At 62.9% G+C, this 21,071-nt stretch carries 21 protein-coding genes, 1 other RNA gene and 1 pseudogene; 11 read left to right on the top strand and 12 right to left on the bottom strand.

Annotated features, from left to right (window positions below):
- The 4 genes from NKH38_RS25775 to NKH38_RS25760 all read right to left on the bottom strand — a co-directional run bounded on the left by NKH38_RS25775 (window position 1) and on the right by NKH38_RS25760 (window position 2,684).
- Complete coding sequence (locus NKH38_RS25775; RefSeq protein ID WP_023668313.1) at window positions 1–450, bottom strand: response regulator; 450 nt, start codon at window positions 448–450, stop codon at window positions 1–3.
- A complete protein-coding gene (locus NKH38_RS25770; protein WP_352761892.1) occupies window positions 447–1,595 on the bottom strand; it encodes a histidine kinase dimerization/phosphoacceptor domain -containing protein in 1,149 nt (382 codons plus the stop codon). The genes NKH38_RS25775 and NKH38_RS25770 overlap by 4 nt, the downstream gene beginning before the upstream one ends.
- A gap of 259 nt (window positions 1,596–1,854) precedes the next feature.
- Window positions 1,855–2,052 (bottom strand): hypothetical protein, encoded by a 198-nt coding sequence (locus tag NKH38_RS25765; protein WP_352761891.1) that lies wholly within the window; start codon window positions 2,050–2,052, stop codon window positions 1,855–1,857.
- A gap of 146 nt (window positions 2,053–2,198) precedes the next feature.
- Window positions 2,199–2,684 carry a thioesterase family protein gene (locus NKH38_RS25760; protein ID WP_352761890.1) on the bottom strand — a complete coding sequence of 162 codons (486 nt, stop codon included), beginning with the start codon at window positions 2,682–2,684 and terminating at the stop codon, window positions 2,199–2,201.
- Between the two features lie 102 nt (window positions 2,685–2,786).
- Between NKH38_RS25760 and NKH38_RS25755 the strand changes: the two genes are divergently transcribed.
- The 3 genes from NKH38_RS25755 to NKH38_RS25745 all read left to right on the top strand — a co-directional run bounded on the left by NKH38_RS25755 (window position 2,787) and on the right by NKH38_RS25745 (window position 8,789).
- A complete protein-coding gene (locus NKH38_RS25755) occupies window positions 2,787–4,196 on the top strand; it encodes an FAD-binding oxidoreductase (protein ID WP_352761889.1) in 1,410 nt (469 codons plus the stop codon).
- Between the two features lie 20 nt (window positions 4,197–4,216).
- Window positions 4,217–4,693 (top strand): hypothetical protein, encoded by a 477-nt coding sequence (locus NKH38_RS25750; protein ID WP_352761888.1) that lies wholly within the window; start codon window positions 4,217–4,219, stop codon window positions 4,691–4,693.
- A gap of 157 nt (window positions 4,694–4,850) precedes the next feature.
- The gene (locus NKH38_RS25745; RefSeq protein WP_352761887.1) at window positions 4,851–8,789 is read left to right on the top strand and encodes an AsmA family protein; all 3,939 of its coding nucleotides are present in this window, start codon (window positions 4,851–4,853) and stop codon (window positions 8,787–8,789) included.
- A gap of 40 nt (window positions 8,790–8,829) precedes the next feature.
- Here NKH38_RS25745 and NKH38_RS25740 read toward each other — a convergent pair whose 3' ends face one another.
- Entirely contained in the window at window positions 8,830–9,258 is a 429-nt protein-coding gene (locus NKH38_RS25740) for a MarR family winged helix-turn-helix transcriptional regulator (RefSeq protein WP_027050603.1), read from the bottom strand.
- Window positions 9,259–9,432: 174 nt separating this feature from the next.
- Between NKH38_RS25740 and NKH38_RS25735 the strand changes: the two genes are divergently transcribed.
- Window positions 9,433–11,223: a chloride channel protein gene (locus tag NKH38_RS25735; RefSeq protein ID WP_352742436.1), complete on the top strand. Its 1,791-nt coding sequence runs from the start codon at window positions 9,433–9,435 to the stop codon at window positions 11,221–11,223.
- Here NKH38_RS25735 and NKH38_RS25730 read toward each other — a convergent pair.
- The 4 genes from NKH38_RS25730 to NKH38_RS25715 form a co-directional block, all read right to left on the bottom strand.
- A complete protein-coding gene (locus NKH38_RS25730) occupies window positions 11,220–11,447 on the bottom strand; it encodes a ribbon-helix-helix domain-containing protein (RefSeq protein WP_023729323.1) in 228 nt (75 codons plus the stop codon). The genes NKH38_RS25735 and NKH38_RS25730 overlap by 4 nt on opposite strands.
- Window positions 11,448–11,460: 13 nt before the next feature.
- Window positions 11,461–11,655 (bottom strand): DUF4169 family protein, encoded by a 195-nt coding sequence (locus NKH38_RS25725; RefSeq protein ID WP_023667420.1) that lies wholly within the window; start codon window positions 11,653–11,655, stop codon window positions 11,461–11,463.
- Between the two features lie 18 nt (window positions 11,656–11,673).
- Window positions 11,674–12,219, bottom strand: a complete 546-nt coding sequence (locus tag NKH38_RS25720; protein WP_023667419.1) for an SspB family protein — start codon at window positions 12,217–12,219, stop codon at window positions 11,674–11,676.
- 130 nt (window positions 12,220–12,349) lie between these two features.
- Window positions 12,350–13,033: a TetR/AcrR family transcriptional regulator gene (locus tag NKH38_RS25715; protein WP_023668320.1), complete on the bottom strand. Its 684-nt coding sequence runs from the start codon at window positions 13,031–13,033 to the stop codon at window positions 12,350–12,352.
- 186 nt (window positions 13,034–13,219) lie between these two features.
- On the opposite strand from NKH38_RS25715, the gene NKH38_RS25710 reads away from it, so the two are divergent.
- Window positions 13,220–14,425 (top strand): multidrug effflux MFS transporter, encoded by a 1,206-nt coding sequence (locus NKH38_RS25710; protein WP_023667417.1) that lies wholly within the window; start codon window positions 13,220–13,222, stop codon window positions 14,423–14,425.
- A gap of 212 nt (window positions 14,426–14,637) precedes the next feature.
- On the opposite strand, the gene ssrA is transcribed toward NKH38_RS25710, so the two are convergent.
- Window positions 14,638–14,996: a transfer-messenger RNA gene (ssrA, locus tag NKH38_RS25705) on the bottom strand.
- A gap of 168 nt (window positions 14,997–15,164) precedes the next feature.
- Between ssrA and NKH38_RS25700 the strand changes: the two genes are divergently transcribed.
- Complete coding sequence (locus tag NKH38_RS25700; protein ID WP_023668323.1) at window positions 15,165–15,476, top strand: DUF2853 family protein; 312 nt, start codon at window positions 15,165–15,167, stop codon at window positions 15,474–15,476.
- A gap of 357 nt (window positions 15,477–15,833) precedes the next feature.
- Complete coding sequence (locus NKH38_RS25695; protein WP_352761886.1) at window positions 15,834–16,628, top strand: thymidylate synthase; 795 nt, start codon at window positions 15,834–15,836, stop codon at window positions 16,626–16,628.
- A gap of 28 nt (window positions 16,629–16,656) precedes the next feature.
- On the opposite strand, the pseudogene NKH38_RS25690 reads toward NKH38_RS25695, so the two are convergent.
- Window positions 16,657–16,854: pseudogene (locus NKH38_RS25690) on the bottom strand (TOBE domain-containing protein).
- A gap of 159 nt (window positions 16,855–17,013) precedes the next feature.
- Between NKH38_RS25690 and modA the strand changes: the two are divergent.
- From modA to NKH38_RS25670, 4 genes are all read left to right on the top strand, one after another.
- Window positions 17,014–17,808: a molybdate ABC transporter substrate-binding protein gene (gene modA / locus NKH38_RS25685; protein ID WP_155923189.1), complete on the top strand. Its 795-nt coding sequence runs from the start codon at window positions 17,014–17,016 to the stop codon at window positions 17,806–17,808.
- A gap of 15 nt (window positions 17,809–17,823) precedes the next feature.
- Entirely contained in the window at window positions 17,824–18,528 is a 705-nt protein-coding gene (gene modB / locus NKH38_RS25680) for a molybdate ABC transporter permease subunit (protein WP_023667413.1), read from the top strand.
- Window positions 18,525–19,637, top strand: coding sequence for a molybdenum ABC transporter ATP-binding protein (gene modC, locus NKH38_RS25675; RefSeq protein ID WP_023668327.1), 1,113 nt, complete (start codon window positions 18,525–18,527; stop codon window positions 19,635–19,637). Before modB ends, modC begins: the two co-directional genes overlap by 4 nt.
- A 69-nt stretch (window positions 19,638–19,706) precedes the next feature.
- Complete coding sequence (locus NKH38_RS25670; protein WP_023667411.1) at window positions 19,707–20,048, top strand: winged helix-turn-helix domain-containing protein; 342 nt, start codon at window positions 19,707–19,709, stop codon at window positions 20,046–20,048.
- Window positions 20,049–20,251: 203 nt separating this feature from the next.
- Here NKH38_RS25670 and cobF read toward each other — a convergent pair whose 3' ends face one another.
- Window positions 20,252–21,025, bottom strand: coding sequence for a precorrin-6A synthase (deacetylating) (gene cobF, locus NKH38_RS25665; RefSeq protein ID WP_023667410.1), 774 nt, complete (start codon window positions 21,023–21,025; stop codon window positions 20,252–20,254).
- Window positions 21,026–21,071 lie beyond the last annotated feature (46 nt).

The following is a 21,071-nucleotide window of genomic DNA, read 5'->3' as shown; positions in this document are numbered from 1 at the left end:
TCAGGCCGCCGACGACGCCCATACGCTTTCATAGGCCGGCGACAGCGTAAAACCGGCCGGCAGCACCGAGACCGGGGGCGGGCGCCGCACGCCCTCCTGCAGATAGCGCAACGCCGACACCAGTCCGTTCATCGTGTAGGGCTTGGCGATGACGCCGATCGCGCCGGCGAAATGGTCGGGGATGCGTTTTGGATTGGCGGTCATGAACACCACCATGGAACGGTTACCCTCGCGGATATGCTCGGCAACCTCGACCCCGGTTGGTCCGTCGGCGAGGTGGATATCGACAAAGGCAATATCGGCGTCGGCGGTATCAATCATACCTCTTGCTTCGGCCAAGGATGTCGCCCAACCCACAACGCTGTGGCCGGCTTCCTCGACTAGGCTTTCCAGTTCCATCGCCAGCAACGCCTCGTCCTCGACGATCAGGACCTTGAGCGGTTCGTTCATGACAGCTTCCCTTTCTGCTGCGGTTCGTTCGGCATCGAGATGACGACCTTTGTGCCCGGGCCGGCGTCGCGCCATTCGATGTCGGCATGCAACTGACGGGCAAGCGACTTGATCAACCGCATGCCGAAGGAAGCATCGCCGCTGGCCTCGGCCATGCCGACGCCGTCATCGGAAACCTCGATGTTGAAGTGGCCGTCGGGCTGGCTCATCTTGATGCCGATGCGCCCCGCGGTGGTGCCGTCCGGCTTTGCCTTGAAGGCGTGCTTCAGCGCGTTGGTGACAAGCTCATTGACCATCAAGGCAACAGGCGTGGCTTTTTCGGCCGGAATGACGATGGGCTCGAGGTCCAGCGTCGGCTTGATCTCGGCGCGTCCGGATGCGGTCAGCAGGTCGGTGACCAGATCCCTGGCGAAATCCGAGACATCGAAGCGGCTGACATCCTTTGACTGGTAGAGACGGCGATGCACCGTGCTCAGCGCCTCGATGCGCTCCAGCATGGTGGTCAGCGATCGCTTTGTCGCTTCATCCTTGATTGCCCGGCTTTGCATGATGATCAGCGAGGAGATCATCTGCAGGTTGTTTTTCACCCGATGGTCGACCTCGTGAAGCAGCGTGGTCTGCGCCTCAAGGGCGGCCTCAAGCTCGCGCGTGCGTTCCTTGACAGCCCTTTCAAAGCGGTTCTTGTCGGCGGTGATGCGATCCTCGGAGCGCTTGCGATCGGAGACATCGAGCTGCGAGGCAAAGAAGAACAGGAGTTCGCCTTTGTCGTTGGAAACCGGGCTGATGTAGAGCGCATTCCAGAATGTCGAGCCGTCCTTGCGGTAGTTCAACAGATCGATGGCGATATCGGTTCCCGCTGCTATCGCGTCGCGCACGCTAGCCACAGCTGCCTTGTCTGTCTCTGGCCCCTGCAGGAAGCGGCAGTTCTTGCCCATGACCTCGTCGCGCTCGTAGCCGGTCAGGCGCAGGAACGCGTCATTGGCAAAGACGATCGGATTGTCCGCCTGACGGGGATCGGTGATGACCATCGACATGCGGGTGGCGCGGATGGCGGCCGCGAACGGATCGCCCTTGCCGTGCTCGGCATGCAGATTGTCCGTCATGTGCCATGCGTCGGCCGGTTCCCTGGTCCTTTTCCAGTCCATGCTTTCACTCCAAGCCGTTTTTCAGGGGTCACAACGGCTTAGACGTGGAATTGGTTCAATCTTGATCTTCTTGTCGCAGGCAGCCGTTTGCGAAACCGAATCGCCGGTTGCGCAAACTGTCGAAATGAACGGTTTTTGAAGGTTGTCGGATGCAGCCGATTCGCTGAAAGCGGGGCTGGCGCAGACCTTTGGAAATGATCAGGTCGCAATTGTCCGTGGCGGCGCTCGCCAGTGTCGGCTTCTCAGAGCAGGGGAAACGTCAGGCGTGGCCACGCTTCATGCGCGCCTGCTTCAGGATGGCGCGCCAGCGGATCATGTCGAAGGGGATTGGCTCGTTGTTGTTGGCGATGTGGAAGATCTCGTTGTCGACGTTCTTCAACGAGCGCCAGAAATCATAGTCGGTGATGCGCGGATCGGCAGCCAGCCTGTCCACCTCGACCTTGATGTCGGTTTTCATGCACGTTCCTCGAACCGCCTGTTGCCCGCCGCCCGCATCGCAACTCGCATGGCACCGTTCTCAAACGGTCCGCTGAGTCGTTCAATGGCTCAAATGGCTTGTTCACGTTAAAACCTTGGTAAGGTTAACGCGGGCGCGGCAGCGCTTCAAGCGGTCCTGCGGCGAATACCGATCGAACGGCCGGCGCGTTCGGGCATCGGCAGTGCAGAGTGGGCGGCGCGCATCGCTTCCACCTTGGCCTGCACGTCGGCGGGGAAGGGCGCGACTTTCGGCCCGGACATGTCGACATGCAGCGACAGGGTTTCGGAAGTGGCGGCGAGCCAGCCATCGACATGGCGGATTTCCTGGTAGGCCCGCAGCCGCTTGTCGTCGTGATCGATCAGCTGGAAGGATACGACGACCTTGTGTTCGAGGTGCAGTTCCTGGACATAGCAAACATGGACTTCGGCCGTGTAGATGGTCAGGCGCCGCTCTTTGACATAGTCCAGCCCCATGCCCATCGCCTCGAACGCCTCATCCGAGCAGCGGTCGAACAACACGTTGTAATAGGCCATGTTGAGATGGCCGTTGTAGTCGATCCAGTCCTTCTCGATGTCCATCGGTTTGGAAACGAAGGGGGCGGGAACAGGCATGGAAAGTTCCTTGTTCTGGTGCTGGACAGAGCGCGGCAGTCGAGACTACGCATCCATAATCGCATAACAAGCGTGGACGCTGGTCCATTCGCGGAGGAATTCATGGCTCTGAGCGACCTCAATCCGGTCGAACGCAACGAGGAAGGCATCGCCGCCGTGCTCGGCATTCTCAAGCAGCAGCTCGGCGAACGCTTCCAGACAGGCGCGGCGATCCGCTCGCAGCATGCGCATACCACCACCTATATTCCGACGCAGGCGCCTGACGGTGTCGCGTTCCCGGAGACGACAGAAGAGGTGCAGGAGATCGTACGTGCCTGCGCCGCGCACCGCGTGCCGGTCATCGCCTTCGGCGTCGGTTCCTCGCTGGAGGGCCACACCAACGCGCCGGGTGGCGGCATCTCGGTCGACACCTCGCGCATGAACCGCATCCTGTCGGTCAACCCCGAGGATCTCGACTGCACGGTCGAGCCTGGCGTAACGCGCGAGGATTTGAATCGGCACCTGCGCGATACCGGCCTGTTCTTCCCCATCGATCCCGGCGCCAATGCTTCGCTCGGCGGCATGGCGGCAACGCGGGCCTCCGGCACCAATGCGGTGCGCTACGGCACGATGCGTGAAAACGTGCTGTCGCTCACGGCCGTCATGGCCGATGGCGAGACGGTGACGACCGGCAAGCGGGCGAAAAAGAGCTCGGCCGGCTACGATCTGACGCGGCTTCTGGTCGGCTCGGAAGGCACGCTCGGCATCATCACCTCGCTGACCTTGAAGCTGCAAGGCATACCGCAGGCGATCTCCGGCGGCGTCTGCCCGTTTCCGAGCCTCGAGGCGGCCTGCAACGCTGTCATCGCAACGATCCAGATGGGCATTCCGGTGGCTCGCATCGAACTGGTCAATGGGCTGCAGATGCGGGCGATGAAGAATTACTCCAAGCTCGATTACCCCGAGAGCCCGTGCCTGTTCGTCGAGTTCCACGGCAGCGATGCCGGTGTCGCCGAACAGGCCGAAACCTTCGGTGCCATTGCTGAAGACAATGGCGGCGGGCCATTCCTGTGGACCAGCGTCGCCGAGGAGCGCACGAAACTCTGGAAAGCCAGGCACGATGCTTATTGGGCGTCGCTGACGCTACGGCCGGGCGCCAAGGGTCTTTCGACCGATGTCTGCGTGCCGATCTCGAGGCTGGCCGAGTGCGTTGCCGAAACCGAGGCCGACATTGCCGAGATGGGCCTGGTTGCGCCGATCGTCGGCCATGCCGGCGACGGCAATTTCCATGTGCTGGTGCTGATGGACGTCAACGACCCCAAAGAGATCGCGCTGGCGGAGAAATTCGTGGCGCGGCTGAACATGCGGGCGATCGCCATGGACGGCACCTGCACCGGCGAACACGGCATCGGCCAGGGCAAGATCGGCTTCCTGCGCCATGAGCTCGGCCATGGTGTCGACATCATGCGCTCCATAAAAAAAGCGCTCGACCCGCAAGACATCATGAACCCGGGCAAGATATTACCTGCATAGCCGAAATGTGAGGAGCGGCAATGGATACCCTGATTATAAGGGCATCGCTTGGCAAGACACTGTTACTGCTGTCGGCCAGCCTCTTCTTTGTCCTGGCCTGCGCTTTCCTGATTTATGTCTCCGAGGACGGCGACACCGCCGGCCTTTGGTGGTGCGTGGCCTTTTTCGGGCTGGTCGCGTTGGTGTTTGCCTGGCAGCTTGTGCGGCCGCAGATTCTGGTGCTGAACGGACAAGGTTTCAGTCTCGGCGGAGGCCTTGTTCGATCGCCCAACCTGGTCCCCTGGAAGAATATCGAAAGCTTCTTCGTCGTCCATCGCCGGCGCAGAATCGGCGATATGATCGGGTACAATTTCGCACCGGGGGTCAAAAGCTCCGTCATGGGCAGCGTGACCAAAAGCCTGGGCGCCGAAGCCGCATTACCCCAGGGCTGGACATTGGCCCCCGAGGAGATGGTGGTGCTGCTGAACGAATATCGCCGACGGGCCATGGCAGGATAGTCTCTTACGCACAGGCCGGACCGCGGTCAAAGGCGTCCAAAAATCTCTGCTCTTCCAGATACATCAGAGATTAAGCAACTCTGGATGAATTGCCTCTTTATCGACACGCTGATGCGGGTAGAGTGCGGCTGACTTTCAATCAACCCGTTCGGAGCTGATGCTCGCACGCCTGTTCGTGATCTTCGGTGGCTTGTTTGTGCTGGTGCTGGTTGCGGCGCTGGTGGTGCCGTATTTTGTCGACTGGACCGGGTACCGCGCCCAATTCGAGCGCGAGGCGAGCGCCATTCTCGGCCGCAAGGTGACGGTGCAAGGCGACGCCACGGCGCGGCTGTTGCCGTTCCCCTCGGTGACCTTCTCAAACGTCACGGTCGCCGGCGGCCCCGGCGGCCAGCAGGCAATGACCGTCGAGACCTTTTCGATGGACGCGGAACTGGCGCCGTTCCTGCGCGGCGAAGTGCTGATTTTCGATATGCGGCTGGTGCATCCGAAGGCGACGATCGACATCGCCGATAACGGCACGGTCGACTGGGCGATACGGCCGTCCTCGCCCTTCGACCTCAACCAGATCTCGATCGAGAAGCTGACGGTGACGGAGGGAGAAATTGCGCTCCGCCATGCCGCAGGCGGGCGCAGCCATCTGATTTCCGAGATCAATTCGACCATCTCTGCCAAGTCGCTGGCCGGGCCGTGGCGCATGGACGGAACGTTGCTGCTCGATGGCCTGCGTTCGACGGTTGCGGCTTCGACCGGCAAGGCCGAAGGCAGCGGCCAGATGCGGCTGAGGCTCAAGGTCGATCCCGATGCCTATCCACTGGTCATCGAAACCGACGGCAATGCCGGCATCGTCAATGGGGCTGCCGTCTATTCCGGCCAGTTCAAGATTTCCGGCAACGACAAAAACAGCGCCGAACTGCGCGGCGGCGATGGCGAGAGCGTCAAAATCAGCGCCGGCAAACCCGATCCGGGGTTCAGGCTGAACGGCAAGTTCTCGCTCGACCACCAGAAGCTTGGCGTCGACGAATTCCGCTTCGAGACCGGGCCGCTCGACAATCCCTACACAGCCGACGGCAAGGCTTCGGTCGATCTCGGCCTTAGGCCGAACTTCGCCATCGAGGCCAATGGCGCGCAGGTGCAACTGGACGAGGCGGTGGGCGCTGAGAAGGGCGCCGGCCTGACGCTGGACCAGCGCATTGCCGGGATCGAGCAGGCGCTGCTCGAACTGCCGAAGACGAGCATCCCCGGCACTGTCGAGGTCAAGCTGCCGGCGGTGGTGGCTGGCGACACCACGGTGCGCGACGTGCATCTCTCGGCCGAGCCGGTCGAGGGCGGCTGGTCGGTGAAATCGCTGGCCGCGACCTTGCCCGGGCGCACGACGCTGGAAGCCAGCGGCATGCTCAGCGTCGAAGATCATTTCGGTTTCAGCGGCTCCATGCTGCTGGCGGTGGCGCAGCCTTCCGGCTTTGCTGCCTGGTTGTCCAAAGATGTCGACGAGGCGATCCGCCGGCTGCCGGCCGCCGGCTTCAAGGCCAAGGTGGACCTGTCGGAGAAGCGCCAGGCGTTCAGCGATCTCGAACTGATCCTCGGCAAGTCGAAGTTCACCGGCCGCATCGATTCCAGCCAGCCCGACGACGCCAAGTCCTCGGTGCTGATGCGGCTCGAGGGCGGCGAACTCGATGTCGACGGGCTGACGGCCTTCGCCTCGATCTTCGTCAGCGACAAGGGCGCCAACCGCTTTTCCGACCGTGACCTCGATTTTCAGATCAAGGCAGGGCCGGTCAATGCTGGCGGGCTCACCGCCGACACGGTCGATACCGCGCTCCGGCTCCGCGACGGGCTGCTCGAAATCGACCGGCTGTCGATTGGCGGCCTTGCCGGCGCCTCGATCAGCGCCACCGGCCGTATCAAGGATTTTCCGGCAAGCCCGACCGGCAAGCTCGATGCCTCGGTGGTCGCCGTCGATCTGAAGCCGCTGATCGACATTGCCGCGCAACACTATCCCGACAATCTGATGCTGAAGGGACTGGCTGGCCGCACGGCCGCCTATCCTGAACTGTTCCAGGACGCGCGCGTCGATATGGTGGCGAGCGCCGCCGACAATGGCGACGGCACGACCGGGCTGGCGGTGAGCGGACAAGGCAAGGCCGGCGGTTCGGCCTTTTCGGCGTCGCTGTCGGGCAAGGGTGCCGTCGGCCAGTTGCTCGACGCGCCGGTGACGGTGACCTTCAACGCCAAAAATCCCGACGCCACCGTGCTGCTGGCGCTCTACGGCCTGCCGGCGCTGCCGCTCGGCATGCTCGGCCAGGCAAGCACCGATATTTCGGCCAAAGGCACGCTCGGCGGCGGCCTGGCGACTAGCTTCAATTTCGCCGCCGATGACTTCAGGGCGACGTTCGACGGCACCGTCGCTCAGACGCCGCAAGGCGCCACCGCCAAGGGCAAGATCGGCCTCGACGCTTCCGATATCGAGCCCTGGCTGATGACGACCGGCGCCGGCCTGCCGGGCATGGGAACGGGCACCTCGACCTCGCTCAGCGCGGATGCCGATTTCGGCAACGGCCTGCTGGTGTTGAGCGGCCTCAGCGGATCCATCAACGAGTCGGAGATTTCGGGCGACGTCAACATCGATGCGAAGCAGGGGCTGCCGCATTTTGCCGGTGCGCTGGCGCTCGACGAACTGGACCTCGACCCGATTGCGGTTGCGCTGTTCGGTGACCAGTCGTTCCTCAGCAGCAACGCGAACTGGCCGACGGCGCCATTCAGCCAGAAATCCAGCCTGCCGTTCAGCGCCGATCTCGACCTGACGACGGCGACGCTTGCCGCCGGACCGCTGGCGACAGCCTATGACGCGTCGCTGTCGTTGAAACTGAACCAGGAAGGCATCCGCGTTTCGGACCTGAAGGCAAAACTGCTCGGCGGCGCGCTCACCGGATTGTTCGAGTTGAAGAACACAGACGGCACGGGGCTGTTCTCCGGCCAGATGAGGCTTGCCGGCGCCGACCTGGCGACTGTGCTGCCGGCTGCCGGATTGAGTGGCAACGGCGATTTCTCGACAGGGCTGTCGACCAGCGGCAAATCGGTCGACGCGATGATTGCCGCACTCTCCGGCTCGGGCACGGCGGCGCTGAAAGGCCTCACCATCGCCGGCGTCAATCCCGATGCCTTCGGCGCGTTGATTGCCAAGGCTGATGCGATCGGGCGCGACATCGACGTGGCCAAGACCGCGGGCTTTGCACCTGAGATCGCTGGCGGCGGCAGCTTTGCTGCCGGCGATGCCGACATCGCCTTCACGGTCGCCGGCGGCACGTTGCGGGCACCACCGATCAAATTCGAAAACCAGGCGGCGACGCTGTCTGCCGACATCACGGCCGACCTCAACACCGGCACCGTCGCCACCAAGGGCGCTGTCACCTACAAGCCTGGCGACGAGGCGCTGATCGGCTCCGATCCGACGGTCAATTTCAGCGTCGATGGGCCGTTCGGGGCGCTGAAGAAGCAGTTCGACAGCGAGCCGCTGGCGCAATTTTTGACCCAGCGCGCGCTGGAAAAGGAGCAGCAGCGGGTCGAGGCGATGCAGGCAGCACTGCTCGAGAAGCAGCGGCTGCGGCGCGAGGTGCGCTACTACGCCGCCCTGCAGACCGAGCGCGACAACGCCGCCGAGGAATTGCGCAAGCAGGAGGAAGCGGCACGGCTCAAAGCCGACGCCGACGCCAAGGCGAAGGCACAGGCCGATGCGAAGGCACAGGCCGAAGCGGATGCCAAGGCCAAGGCGGATGCCAAAGCAAAGGCCGATGCCGGTGCGAAAGCGCAGGCAGAGGCTGACGCAAAGGCCAAGGCAGATGCGGACGCGAAAGCGCAGGCCGAAGAGCAGGCTGCCGAAGACGCCGCCAAGGCCGAGGACGAACGGAAGGAGGCCGAACAGGCTCGGATCGCTTCGCAGGAAAAAGCCAGGCTGGAGGCCGAGCGCAAGGCTCAGGAGCAGGCGCCGAAGGTCGACCGCTCACTTCCCGGCGTCAATGACGGTTCGGCCCCGGCGCCGCCGAAGCCCAGGACAAATCCGTTCTCGGTCGACAATCTGCTGAAGTCGCTGGGCAATTAGGCACCCGCATCGCCGACGGCACCGGTCCGCGACTTGCGGACTATTGCTTGTGACGGGTCAGCAGGCGTCCCAGCATCGGTTCGATGCGCTTGAGCTCATCGAGATGCGCGGCGGACAATTCGGCAAGACGGTCTTCGGCGTGTTCGGTCAAGCGCAAAAACACGCGCCGCTGGTCGTGTTTGTCCTGATGCCGGATCACAAGTCCTGCCTCGCCTAGGCGGTTTACCAGCTCGACGGCGCTGTGGTGGCGTATGCGCAGGCGCTCGGCCAAGTCACCGACCGTGACCGGCCCGCCATCCGGAAAGCCCTTGATCGCCAGCAGCGCTTGGTGCTGGCGCGGCGTCAGGCCGGCATCGTTGGCCTGGGTCTGGCTGAATTCGAGGAAGCGCCGGATCAGGTAACGGAATTCGGACAGGCGCTGGTAGTCGGCCTGCGAAATGGCTGGTCGTGGGTTCTTTGGCACGGTCATTTCCGATCTCTATCGTCCTTTGCCTGAAAAGCTCAACGGCCGGCGCGCAGTCGTTGTCCAAAATGACGCGGTAAAGCGGTCGCGAACAGCCTTGAACATTTATATCGTGTTACGATACATAGCGGCCCGACAACAGGATGGCGCGCGTGGCGTCGTCGGAAAGCTGGACGCCATATGAAATCCTCGGAAAATCACCTGCGCGACTTCACTACCGATGCGCGCGTGCTGCTGATCGCGGCGATCGCCGTGGTGGTTGCAACCGCAGGACTGTTTGCTGGTATTGCGCTGCTTAAGCTGATCCAGCTTGCCACCAACATCGCTTATTTCGGCCAATTCTCATTTGCCAATCTGAAGCTGCAGGACACGCCGCTCGGTTACGCCGCGGTCGTCGTTCCGGTGATCGGCGCGCTGATCATCGGCTTGATGGCCAGATATGGCAGCGAGAAGATCCGCGGCCACGGAATCCCCGAGGCCATCGAGGCAATCCTGCTCGGTCGCTCACGGCTTGATGCCAAGGTGGCGATCCTCAAGCCGCTGTCGTCGGCGATCTCGATCGGCAGCGGCGGTCCGTTCGGCGCCGAAGGGCCGATCATCATGACCGGCGGCGCCATCGGCTCGCTGATCGCGCAGATGCTGCCGGTCAGCGACAATGAGCGCAAGACGCTGCTCGTGGCGGGCGCGGCGGCAGGCATGACCACCGTGTTCGGAACGCCGATCGCGGCCATCATGCTGGCGGTGGAACTGCTGCTCTTCGAATGGACGCCGCGCAGCTTCATCCCCGTGGCGGTTGCCGCCATCATTGCCGAGGTCGAGCGCACCATGCTGCATTTGCCGGGGCCGATCTTCCCGTTCCAGGGCAGCATGGAGGCTTCGTTCACCGGCCTGGGCGGCTGGGTGCTGATCGGGATATGCGCCGGGCTCTTGTCCGGCCTGCTGACCCAGATGGTCTATGCCTGCGAAGACGCTTTCCAGAAGCTGCCGATACACTGGATGTGGTGGCCGATGATCGGTGGCCTGGTAGTCGGCATTGGCGGACTGATCGAGCCGCAGGCATTGGGCGTTGGCTATGACAACATCGCCGACATGCTCGATGGTCGCTTGATCGCCACGGCCGCACTTGTCCTATTGGTGGTCAAGGCGATCATCTGGTCGGTGGCGCTCGGTTCTGGAACGTCCGGTGGCGTGCTGGCGCCGCTGCTGATCATGGGCGGCGCCATGGGCGCGGTTCTCGCCGGCATCCTGCCTGAGGCGACGCCCGGCTTCTGGCCGTTGCTGGCGATGGCGGCGACCATGGGCGGCACCATGCGCGCGCCGCTGACGGCGACCTTCTTTGCGGTCGAACTCACCGGCAACACCCATGTGCTGGTGCCGTTGATCGCCGCTTGCGCGGCCGCTCACGCCGTCACCGTGCTGTTGATGAAGCGGTCGATCCTGACGGAAAAGATTGCCAGGCGAGGGCATCATCTGGTTCGAGAATATCGTGTCGATCCGTTCGCGCTCACCAGGGTGCGCGAGGTCATGACCGCGCAGGTGGAGAGCGTGCCGGCGACGATGACGCTCCATGGCGCAGCCGCCTTCCTGACCGCGCCCCAGACGCGGCATCCGAGCTTTCCCGTCGTCAGCGAAGACGGCCAGGTGCTTGGCGTCATCGATCCGCCGGCGATCCTGCGCTGGAGGCGCGCGGGCGAGCACCGCACCACGACGCTTGGCGAATTGCTTGCCGGCGGCAAGCTCACGCTTGCCTATCCGGACGAGTATCTCGAGGGGCTTTCCGACAAGCTGCTGATGGCCAATGTCTCGCATCTGCCGGTTGTCGCGCGCGAGGACGCGCGGCTGGTCGGCTATGTCGGCTGGAAAGATCTGATGCGCGTCCGGTCGAAGAAGCTTGCCGAGGAACGTGATCGCTCGACGCTCCTGGGATTTGGCACCCGCCGCAAGAAACAGGACGCGGTCATAAAGGCCTAAGAAGTTCTGGCGTCGCGCTTGGCCCAGTCCAGCACGTGGAGCCTGAGGGCCGACGACAGATTCGCATCGCGCGGCCTTGTTTCGTCGATTTCGGCGACCAGGGCAGCAAGCGTCAGCTTGCGCGCGGCGGCGATGGCGAGGAGATCGTCGTAAAAGGGTTTTTCGAGGGAATAGCTGGTGCGATGGCCGCGGATGGTCACCGAGCGTTTTTCGACCGGGCTCACCGCGGGCGGTCCATCAATCGCCCTGGTCTTCCGGGCGTTCGCGGCGGTGGCCGGCGACGAATTTTTCGGCCTTGTCCGATGTCAGACGGTCACGAGTTCTTTCGGCTTTGGAACGGCCGTGCAGAGCGCGGTTCTCGCCGGCGAGCTTTTCCTTTTCGGTGCGCGCCTTCTGCTTGCGGACCTGGCGAAGGTTGACGATTTCGCCCATGTCGCGCCGACCGTCCCGCTACTTCTTGCGGAAGGCGTCGAGCGACACGACGTCGGCGCCCTTGCCGGCGGCGGCATCGGCCACGGCGGGCTTTTTCTCCGCCTCAGTGGCAGCTGCCTTCTTCTCGGCCTTCGGCTTTTTCTCGGAGACGATAGCCAAAGGCTCGGCAGCCGGCTGGGCGGCTGCATCGTCTTCCGCCGGGACGTCGGTCTTGACGTCGAATTCGAGTTCGAAATTGACCGATGGGTCGTAGAAGCCGCGTACGGCCGAGAACGGGATTTCCAGCTTCTCCGGCACGTCGGAGAAGGACAGCCCGACCTCGAAGCCGGTATCGGTCACCTTGAGGTCCCAATACTGGAACTGGATGACGATGGTCATCTGTTCGGGATAGCGCTCGCGCAGCCTGGAGGACACCCGCACGCCCGGCGCGCCGGTCAGGAATGTGATGAAGAAATGATGATTGCCGGGAAGGCCGGTGCGCGCGACTTCGGCCAGGACCTTGCGCATGACGCCGCGCAATGCCTCCTGGGCCAGGATGTCGTAGCGGATGTGGTCGTCGGCCATGTGCTGGTCGGGTTCCGTTGAATCGTCCGCATAGCTGTAATCAAGCTTGAGCGCGGCGTAAACCGGATATAGATCGCTGATGCGCCGAAGCGAAGCCCGTAACGGACGATTTGATCGCCTGCTTTGGCGTTCAGGCGCTGGCCAGCTGTTTTTCCACCGCTGCCGCTGATCTGCGCTTGCCGAAGGCGCGCAGGAATGTGCGCACGCCGTGGGTGGCGGATTGCAACACTTCGTCTTCCGACGGCATGCCGCCTAGCATGAAGGTGGTCTGCAGTTCGGCGTTGGCTAGCGCCAGGAACTGGCGTGCGGCGACATCGGGATCGTCGACCGCGAGATGGCCGGCATGGGCTAGGCGGGCAAAACGGGCGGCAAGTGCGGGCCAGGTCCGGCCCGGCCCTTGGTCGCGCCATTCTGCGAAGAGCTCGGGATAGCGCTCGCCTTCGGTCTGGATCAGCTTGCGCAGGAAGCGTCCGTCGCGGTTGCAGATGCAGTTCTGATTCATGCGCACGGCAAAGCCGATCAGGTCGGCTTCCAGATCCTTCGGCTGGTCTGGGAAAGAGGCGAAGGTGGCGAAGATGCCGGCATTGCAGCGCTCCGTCAGATCGCGCACCACAGCCATGAAGAGCTTTTCCTTGTCGCGGTGGTGATTGTAGATGGTCTGGCGCGACACGCCGGCCTCCACCGCGATCAGGTCGATATTGGCGCCGGCAAAGCCTTCCCGGCAAAAGACCGAAGCCGCCGCATCGATAATCGACATACGCTTGGCCTCGTGGCCGCGTGGCGGGAAAATGTCAGGAGAAACGGCAAGCTTCATAGAAATCTATATAGAGGTGATTGACGAATTAGACAAGGCTGTCTAAATTTGTGGACACAATAAATGGTGAATTCGCTCCGTAGAGACGAATAATCTCGCTGAGCCGTCGGATTTCAACGGGATGGAACGTCCTAGGGTTAGTCGTCGCGTTGGCGGCGCCAACCAGACTTGAAAGAAGCCTTTACCATGAGTCCCAAATTCCTCCGCATCGCGGTCGTGCTCGGCCTGTTGTCCGCTATCGGCCCCTTCGCCATCGACATGTATCTGCCGGCGTTGCCTTCGATCGGCGAGGATCTGCATGCCGGCACCGCCGCCGTTCAGATGAGCCTTTTGATCTTCTTCCTGTCGATGGGCTTCGGCCAGATCGTCGTCGGACCGATCTCCGACATGGTCGGCCGCAAGCTGCCGCTTTACGGCGGCCTTGCGCTGTTCATGGTCGGCGGTATCGGTTCGGCCATGAGCCCGACCATCGAATGGCTGATCGCCTTCCGCTTCCTGCAGGGACTGGGCGCCAGCGCCGGCATGGCGGTGCCGCGCGCCATCGTGCGCGACCTGCACACCGGCACCGAAGCCGCCAAGCTGATGTCGCTGCTGATGCTGGTGTTTTCGGTGTCGCCGATCCTGGCGCCGCTGACCGGCAGCCAGATCATCGAGAATTTCGGCTGGCGCGCCGTGTTCTGGACGGTGACGGGCGCGGCCCTGCTGGCCACCATTCTGCTGGCGACCTCGCTGAAGGAGACGCGGCCGGCGGAAGAACGCGTCGGTTCCTCCTTCGGAACCGCACTCGCCGGCTATCGCTTCCTCATGGGTGATCGCAATTTCCTCGGCCTGGTGGCGATCGCCGGCTTCGGCATCGCCAGCTTCTTCGTCTACCTCTCGAGTTCGTCCTTCATCCTGATCGACCATTACGGGCTGTCGCCTTCCGTCTACAGCGTGTTCTTCTCGATCAATGCGGTCGCCTTCATCGGCATGTCGCAGCTTACGGGACTGCTGTCGGAGCGCTTCGGGCTGAAGCGCGTCGTCTGGGTGGCGGTGACCGGCTATGCCACGACGATGGTGGTGCTGTTCGCAGTCATGGCGACCGGCGTCGACCGGCTCGATGTGATGGCGGCACTGCTGTTCGTCGGCTACGGCTTCCTCGGCCTGGTCATCCCGACGACGTCGGTGCTGGCCATGGAAGAGCATGGCGAGATCGCCGGCACGGCCTCGGCGCTGATGGGCACGCTGCACTTCGCCATCGGTGCGCTGGCGATGGGCGTCGCCGGCATCTTCTTCGACGGCACGCCGCTGCCCATGGTGGCCGGCATCACGCTCTGCGCCGTAATCTCGTTCACGCTGGCCAAACTGACGCTCGGCCGCTCGCGCGAAGCCGTTGAAGCGCCGGCCGAGTAAGCTGACCGCAATCGACCGGAAAGGCCGGGTCATCCCGGCCTTTTTCACGTCTGGGGTAATCCGGCCCCGGCCAGAACCACGGCCTTCGACCGACGCCAGCGGCAAATTGCACCAGCTCATGGCTCAATTTGGTGTAGGCTTCGCGGCCCATCGTCATGCGAAATCCGGCCAGCGGCAGCCGGCATTGAGCGTACGATATCGAGGAGGGGAGAAGTGGAGGTTTCTGTTGCCAGGTACCTCCGAACCCCGCCTAGAAGTGCGAACCTCTAGGGCTTGATTTGAAGCTATCGCACCGCTTACGCGGCGAGACGTGCTTCCGCATAGTTGTCATTTGCAACTACAGGTTTAGCCCGATGACGGTGGTACCATGCCGGGCAAAAGTACGATCTTTACACCTTCGTCGATCCTATTTCGCCCCCAGCAACAGCCGCTCTGATCACAGAGCGGTTCTTGGTGGAGGCGCCGGGTACCGCCCCCGGGTCCGAACGGCTTATTACATCGCCCATTTATCGCCATAGTCGGTCAAGCCGACAAAACGAATATAGGGGGCGGGCGCACAAAATGAAAGGCCGCAATGACACTTCTTGGCCGCACCAAACTGCGGCGCCGAGGGTTGACTCGCGCGCGGTCTCAACCGAAGCTTTGCGATGGTGAGGAGTATCGACCGAGCGCACAAGTTGCGGCAGCGCGCCACAGCCCTCATCGATCGGATCCCGTGGCGCCGACATGGGGAAATTTGATGGCCGATTATCTCGCAGACGTGAAGAAATACGACGCCGCCGCAAATGCCGATGTGGTTGCCAAGATTGTGAAACATCTGGGCATCGCGCTGCGCAACCGCGATTCCTCGCTGGTATCCTGCACCGACCCCAAGGAATTGGAGCGCGTCAAGACCAACTGGGTTGCCAAGAAACTCGGCGTGACCGACGGGGCGAAAGCCGACTCAGCGATCGAGAAGACCTGCAAGGCGTTGGCCGCCGACAGCTCCAAGAGCCGCGTGACTTTCTACTATCTGGTCGCCAAGGATCTGGGCAAGCTCGGCTCTTTGTAGAGATTATTGCCGATAGGCAGAGCGCGCGTTTGATTTTGCTCCTCACCGGAGATCAGCACCGCCCCTCATTGCCCTGCCGGGCATTTCTCCCCGTATAGTGACGGGGAGAAAGGGCTGACCGCAGCCTTGGCTCTCTCTCTCTCTCTCTCTCTCTCTCTCGAACGCTTGTGATTGGCGAAACCGCTGATGACAGCGCCCCTCTCCCCGTCCCTATACGAGGAGAGGATGCCGGCAGGCAGGTGAGGGGCAGCGCCACCTCTTGAGAGATGGGGCAAGCCGCGTTCTGGTCCCTTTTGCTGTGTTCGGCCGGCGGCCAGTCGGTTATGATGGCGGTAACCCCGAATCGAGGCGAAGCCGATGCGCCAGTATCTCGACCTTTTGCAGCATGTGCTGGACAATGGCGCCGATCGTGGCGACCGCACGGGCACCGGCACGCGTGGGGTGTTCGGGTACCAGATGCGCTTCGACCTGTCGCGCGGCTTTCCCGTCACCACCACCAAGAAGCTGCATCTGAAGTCGATCATCCATGAAATCCTGTGGTTCCTGGCCGGCGACACCAACATCAAATACCTTAGAGATCATGGCGTTTCGATCTGGGACGAATGGGCCGACGAGAATGGCGATCTCGGCCCGGTCTATGGCAAGCAGTGGCGCTCTTGGCCGGATGGCCGTGGCGGGTCGATCGACCAGATTGCCAATGTTCTGAAGGAGATACGCAGGAATCCGAATTCACGCCGGCTGATCGTTTCGGCGTGGAACCCGGCCGAAGTGGAGGCGATGGCGCTGCCGCCCTGCCACTGCCTGTTCCAGTTCTACGTCTCGGACGGCAAGCTGTCCTGCCAGCTCTACCAGCGCTCGGCCGACATTTTTCTCGGCGTACCCTTCAACATCGCTTCCTACGCGCTGCTGACCCTGATGGTGGCGCAGGTGACCGGGCTGAAGCCCGGCGAGTTCGTCCATACGCTGGGCGATGCGCATCTCTATTCCAACCATTTCGAGCAGGCGCGCGAGCAATTGCGGCGCACACCCAAGGCGCTGCCGACGCTGTGGATCAATCCGGAGGTGAAGGACCTGTTCGCCTTCCGCTTCGAGGATTTCCGGCTGGAAAACTATTTTGCCGACGCGTCGATCAAGGCGCCGATCGCGGTCTGATCCGTCCACCGTCAATCAATTCCGACCCTCAATCGAAGTCGACCATGACGTCGGTTGCCTTGATCATGGCATAGGCTGCTTGCCTTTTTCGAGCTTGAGATCGGCAACGGCCTCGTTGGTGATCGAAGCGTGACGACGGAGCCGGCGACATCACCGCGGACAGGCGAGGTGCTTTGACGATCTCGACGATCGTTCCCTTGAGGATGTTGCGGGCGCTGATCTTCATCGGAGTTCCTTTCCGGGTTTCGGTGCACGTCCAAACCAGAACAATCGATGCCGAACATACGCTTTCGCAGGAGGCGGCCTTCCCTTGTTATATTCATCCAGATATATCGGTCGGCAGGAGTCGAGCCAGCAGATTTCAAGCCCAGGGAGAGTTTTCATGTTGGGGCACAAAGGTTTTGGTTTGAGGGCGATCGCGATTGGCGGCTTTGCCGTAGCTCTGATGGCCGTGATGCCGGCGGCTCACGCGGGAGACAAGGTGATCGTGTTTGCCGCAGCCAGCCTCAAGGACGGGCTCGACGCCGTCACCAAGGCCTGCGAAGCCGATGTCGGTGAAGCGGCGACCGTCTCCTACGCCGCGAGCTCGGCGCTGGCCAAGCAGATCGAAAGCGGGGCGCCCGCCGATGTGTTCATCTCGGCCGACCTCGACTGGATGAAATATCTCTCCGACAAGAAACTGACCAAGCCGGACACCGAGGTGAAACTGCTCGGCAACCAGATCGTGCTGGTGGCGCCGAAGGATTCCAAGGTCGAAACCAGGATCGAGAAAGGCTTCGACCTCGCCAAGCTGATCAGCGACGGCAAGCTCGCCATGGGCGACGTCAAGGCGGTGCCGGCCGGCAAGTATGGCAAGGCGGCACTTGAATCGCTCGGCGTCTGGTCGTCGGTCGAAGGCAAGGTGGCGCAGGCCGAGAATGTGCGCGCCGCGCTGAAGCTGGTTTCAACGGGCGAGGCCGCGCTCGGCATCGTCTATGCCACCGACGCGCATGCCGACAAGGGAGTCAAGGTGGTCGGCACCTTCCCGGAGGATTCGCACCCGCCGATCATCTATCCGGTTGCCCAGACCACCGATTCGAAGGACAAGGATACCCCGGCTTTCCTGAAGTGCCTGCAGTCCGCCAAGGCGGTGGAGCTGTTTAGGGATCAGGGTTTCACCGTGCTCACGCCGAGCAATTAAGGTAGCGGCTGACGCATGAACTGGCTGCTGGACCTCACTCCCGACGAATGGAATGCGGTCCGGCTGTCGATCAAGGTGGCGACGGTGGCGATGCTGTTCAGCCTGCCGCCGGGCATCTTGATGGCGCTTTTGCTGGCCCGCGGAAAATTCTGGGGCAAGACGCTGCTCAACGGTGTGGTTCACCTGCCGTTGATCCTGCCGCCGGTGGTGACAGGTTATCTCTTGCTGCTTACCTTCGGCCGGCGCGGGCCGGCGGGAGCTTTCCTGGCCGAGCATTTCGGCATCGTCTTCTCGTTTCGCTGGACCGGCGCCGCACTGGCCTGCGGTATCATGGGCTTTCCCCTGATGGTGCGGGCGATCCGGCTGTCGATCGAGGCGGTCGACCGCAAAATGGAGGCAGCGGCGGGAACGCTCGGCGCCAACCCGATTTGGGTCTTCGCCACCATCACGCTGCCGCTGATCCTGCCCGGGCTGATCGCCGGCTCGATCCTGTCCTTCGCCAAGGCGATGGGCGAGTTCGGCGCCACCATCACCTTCGTCTCCAACATTCCCAACGAGACGCAGACGCTGCCTTCGGCGATCTACACCTTCACGCAGGTGCCTGGCGGCGATGACGGGGCGCTCAGGCTGACGCTGATCTCCATCGTCATCTCGATGGCCGCATTGGTCGCCTCGGAAGTGCTGGCGCGGCGCGTCGGCCGGCGGATGGACATCGAATGAGCGTGCTGGTGGACATCAGCCATCGGCTCGGCGGTTTCGCCGTCGACGCGCGTTTCGAAAGCGCCGGGCGGCTGACGGCGCTGTTCGGGCCATCGGGCTCCGGCAAGACGACGCTGATCAACGTGATCGCCGGCCTGATCCGGCCGACCAAGGGCCGTATCGCGGTCGACGGCTGTGTGCTGGTCGACACCGATGCCGGCATTTTCGTGCCGAAGCACAAGCGCCGGATCGGCATGGTGTTCCAGGACGCGCGGCTGTTTCCGCATATGAGCGTGGCCGGCAATCTGCGCTATGGCCGCTGGTTCACGCCACCGGCGGAGCGCTATGCGGATATCGACGCGGTCGTCGAACTGCTCGGCATCGGTCCTCTGCTCGACCGGCGACCGGCAAAGCTCTCGGGCGGCGAGAAGCAGCGCGTGGCGATCGGCCGGGCGCTGCTTGCCAGCCCGAAACTGCTGTTGATGGACGAGCCGCTGGCCTCGCTCGACGATGCGCGCAAAGCCGAGATCCTGCCCTATATCGAGCGGCTGCGCGACGAGACCAAGCTGCCCATCGTATATGTCAGCCACTCCGTCGCCGAGGTGGCGCGGCTGGCCAGCGACGTGGTGGTGATGGCGCAAGGCAAGGTCGCTGCCTCAGGCCCGACCGGCGCGATCATGCAACGGCTCGAATTGCTGCCGGCGGAGGAGCGCGGCGAGGGCGGCGCGGTTCTCGACACCAAGGTGCTGCGCCATGATGAGATCTTCGGGATGACCGTGCTCGGCTCGGCGGCGGGCGAAATCCGGGTGCCGCAATTGGCGGTCTCGGTCGGCGCGCCTGTGCGCATCCGAATCCGCGCCCGCGACGTGATGATCGCCACCGAACAGCCGAAAGGTCTCAGTGCGCTCAACATCCTGCCGGGCGCCATCGTCGCAATCGGCTCGGGCGAGGGGCCGACGGTCGAAATCGGCATCGACTGCAATGGCGCAACCGTGCTTGCGCGCATTACCGAACAATCCAGGCAGGTACTGAACCTTCAACTCGGCGGCAAGGTGTTCGCGGTGATCAAGACGGTCAGTTTCGACCGTGCCAACACCGGCGCCGGGCTGCCGGCCGAAGCGGATGGCTGATAGCCGCTATATCGTTTTGGAATAGCGCCATGGGTCGAGAGGGGCTAGTGTGACTGTGGAGGACAAGAGATGCCGTCGCTGAGCCTGCGGATAAATCTCGATCCGGACGGGCGCATAGGTCCGGGCAAGATCGAATTGCTGGAGCAGATCGCCACTTTCGGCTCGATCTCGGCTGCGGCACGCGGCATGGAGATGTCCTACAAGCACGCCTGGGATCTGGTGGAAGATATGAACCGTGTGTTCGGCAAGCCACTGGTCGCGGCGCAGACCGGCGGCAAAAAGGGCGGCGGCGCACAGCTGACCTCAGTTGGCCTTGCAGTCGTCAGCCGTTTTCGCGCTATCGAGCGCGCTGCGGCGGCAGCGGCGGCCACGCATATGGACGCCTTGCAGGCGGAGATTGATGCTGGGTGAGGGTTGAAGCCTGCGATCCGTCACACCGCCCTCTGTCCTGCCGGACATCTCCCCCGCAAGGGGGGAGATCAGCTAGCCCGTAGACGAGCGCTAATCTGTTAGGCGATTGGCGAAAATCCACCGTGACGGCCAATCTCCCCACTAGAGGGGGAGATGTCCGGCAGGACAGAGGGGGGCGCGAAGGAACTCGACCTTTGAGCGCGCTATTCCTCGGGCTCTCCTGCTTTACGCAGCAGATAGGTGTCCATGATCCAGCCCTTTCTTTTCCGGGCTTCTTCTCTCGTCCTCTCAATCTCCTCGCCGACATCACCCAGGCGACCGGAAACGATGATCTCGTCCGGTGTGCCGAGATAGGCGCCCCAATGGATGATCAGATCCTTGTCTGCCAACGTGTTGAAGGCGCATTTGCCGTCGAGCATGACCACGGCGCTGCCGGCATTGTGCGGCATGCCTTGTTCGGCGAGGCGGCGGCCGGTGGTGATCAGCACGGGGTCGCCGATGCGGTTCAGCGCCATCTTGTGGCCGGCGGCGAGCGCCTGGACGGCGGTGATGCCGGGAATGACCTCCAGTTCGAATGCGACATTGCCCCTCAGTCGTACGCGCGCGAGGATGCGCAGCGCGCTGTCATAGAGCGAGGGGTCGCCCCAGATCAGGAAGGCGCCGCAGCCGTCCTCGGCAAGTTCGTCGCGGACCAGGCTCTCATAGATCTGGGCGATGGCCTCGTGCCAGTCATCGACGGTCGAGCGATAGGAAGGCGCCGGCTCGGCGCGCACCGGCACGTCGAACTCGACGCGGCGCGATTTCGGATTGCTGACGAAACGGTCGCAGATATGGCGGCGCAATTCGGCAAGGTCGTTCTTCTTCGCCCCCTTGTCGGGGATAAACAGGACGTCCGCCCGGTTTAGGCCTGATATGGCCTGCACGGTCATATGGTCGGGATTGCCGGCGCCGATGCCGATGACGAGAAGCTTGCGCATGACGCGAACTCCTGCCCGATCGAAACCTGTTAGTCCAGACCGCCGA

The sequence above is a fragment of the Mesorhizobium sp. M1078 genome, assembly GCF_040318615.1.
In the GTDB taxonomy this organism is placed as follows: domain Bacteria; phylum Pseudomonadota; class Alphaproteobacteria; order Rhizobiales; family Rhizobiaceae; genus Mesorhizobium.
This window is presented reverse-complemented; position numbering and strand designations above follow the sequence as displayed.

Coding starts and splice junctions, on each gene's coding strand:
- modB (WP_023667413.1), top strand. CDS start 17,824: ATGAACTGGCTGCTGGACCTCACTCCCGACGAATGGAATGCGGTCCGG.
- NKH38_RS25765 (WP_352761891.1), bottom strand. CDS start 2,052: ATGAAAACCGACATCAAGGTCGAGGTGGACAGGCTGGCTGCCGATCCG.
- NKH38_RS25700 (WP_023668323.1), top strand. CDS start 15,165: ATGGCCGATTATCTCGCAGACGTGAAGAAATACGACGCCGCCGCAAAT.
- NKH38_RS25755 (WP_352761889.1), top strand. CDS start 2,787: ATGGCTCTGAGCGACCTCAATCCGGTCGAACGCAACGAGGAAGGCATC.
- NKH38_RS25670 (WP_023667411.1), top strand. CDS start 19,707: ATGCCGTCGCTGAGCCTGCGGATAAATCTCGATCCGGACGGGCGCATA.
- NKH38_RS25740 (WP_027050603.1), bottom strand. CDS start 9,258: ATGACCGTGCCAAAGAACCCACGACCAGCCATTTCGCAGGCCGACTAC.
- NKH38_RS25750 (WP_352761888.1), top strand. CDS start 4,217: ATGGATACCCTGATTATAAGGGCATCGCTTGGCAAGACACTGTTACTG.
- NKH38_RS25775 (WP_023668313.1), bottom strand. CDS start 450: ATGAACGAACCGCTCAAGGTCCTGATCGTCGAGGACGAGGCGTTGCTG.
- NKH38_RS25725 (WP_023667420.1), bottom strand. CDS start 11,655: ATGGGCGAAATCGTCAACCTTCGCCAGGTCCGCAAGCAGAAGGCGCGC.
- NKH38_RS25710 (WP_023667417.1), top strand. CDS start 13,220: ATGAGTCCCAAATTCCTCCGCATCGCGGTCGTGCTCGGCCTGTTGTCC.
- NKH38_RS25715 (WP_023668320.1), bottom strand. CDS start 13,033: ATGAAGCTTGCCGTTTCTCCTGACATTTTCCCGCCACGCGGCCACGAG.
- NKH38_RS25720 (WP_023667419.1), bottom strand. CDS start 12,219: ATGGCCGACGACCACATCCGCTACGACATCCTGGCCCAGGAGGCATTG.
- NKH38_RS25760 (WP_352761890.1), bottom strand. CDS start 2,684: ATGCCTGTTCCCGCCCCCTTCGTTTCCAAACCGATGGACATCGAGAAG.
- NKH38_RS25745 (WP_352761887.1), top strand. CDS start 4,851: ATGCTCGCACGCCTGTTCGTGATCTTCGGTGGCTTGTTTGTGCTGGTG.
- NKH38_RS25735 (WP_352742436.1), top strand. CDS start 9,433: ATGAAATCCTCGGAAAATCACCTGCGCGACTTCACTACCGATGCGCGC.
- cobF (WP_023667410.1), bottom strand. CDS start 21,025: ATGCGCAAGCTTCTCGTCATCGGCATCGGCGCCGGCAATCCCGACCAT.
- NKH38_RS25695 (WP_352761886.1), top strand. CDS start 15,834: ATGCGCCAGTATCTCGACCTTTTGCAGCATGTGCTGGACAATGGCGCC.
- modC (WP_023668327.1), top strand. CDS start 18,525: ATGAGCGTGCTGGTGGACATCAGCCATCGGCTCGGCGGTTTCGCCGTC.
- NKH38_RS25770 (WP_352761892.1), bottom strand. CDS start 1,595: ATGGACTGGAAAAGGACCAGGGAACCGGCCGACGCATGGCACATGACG.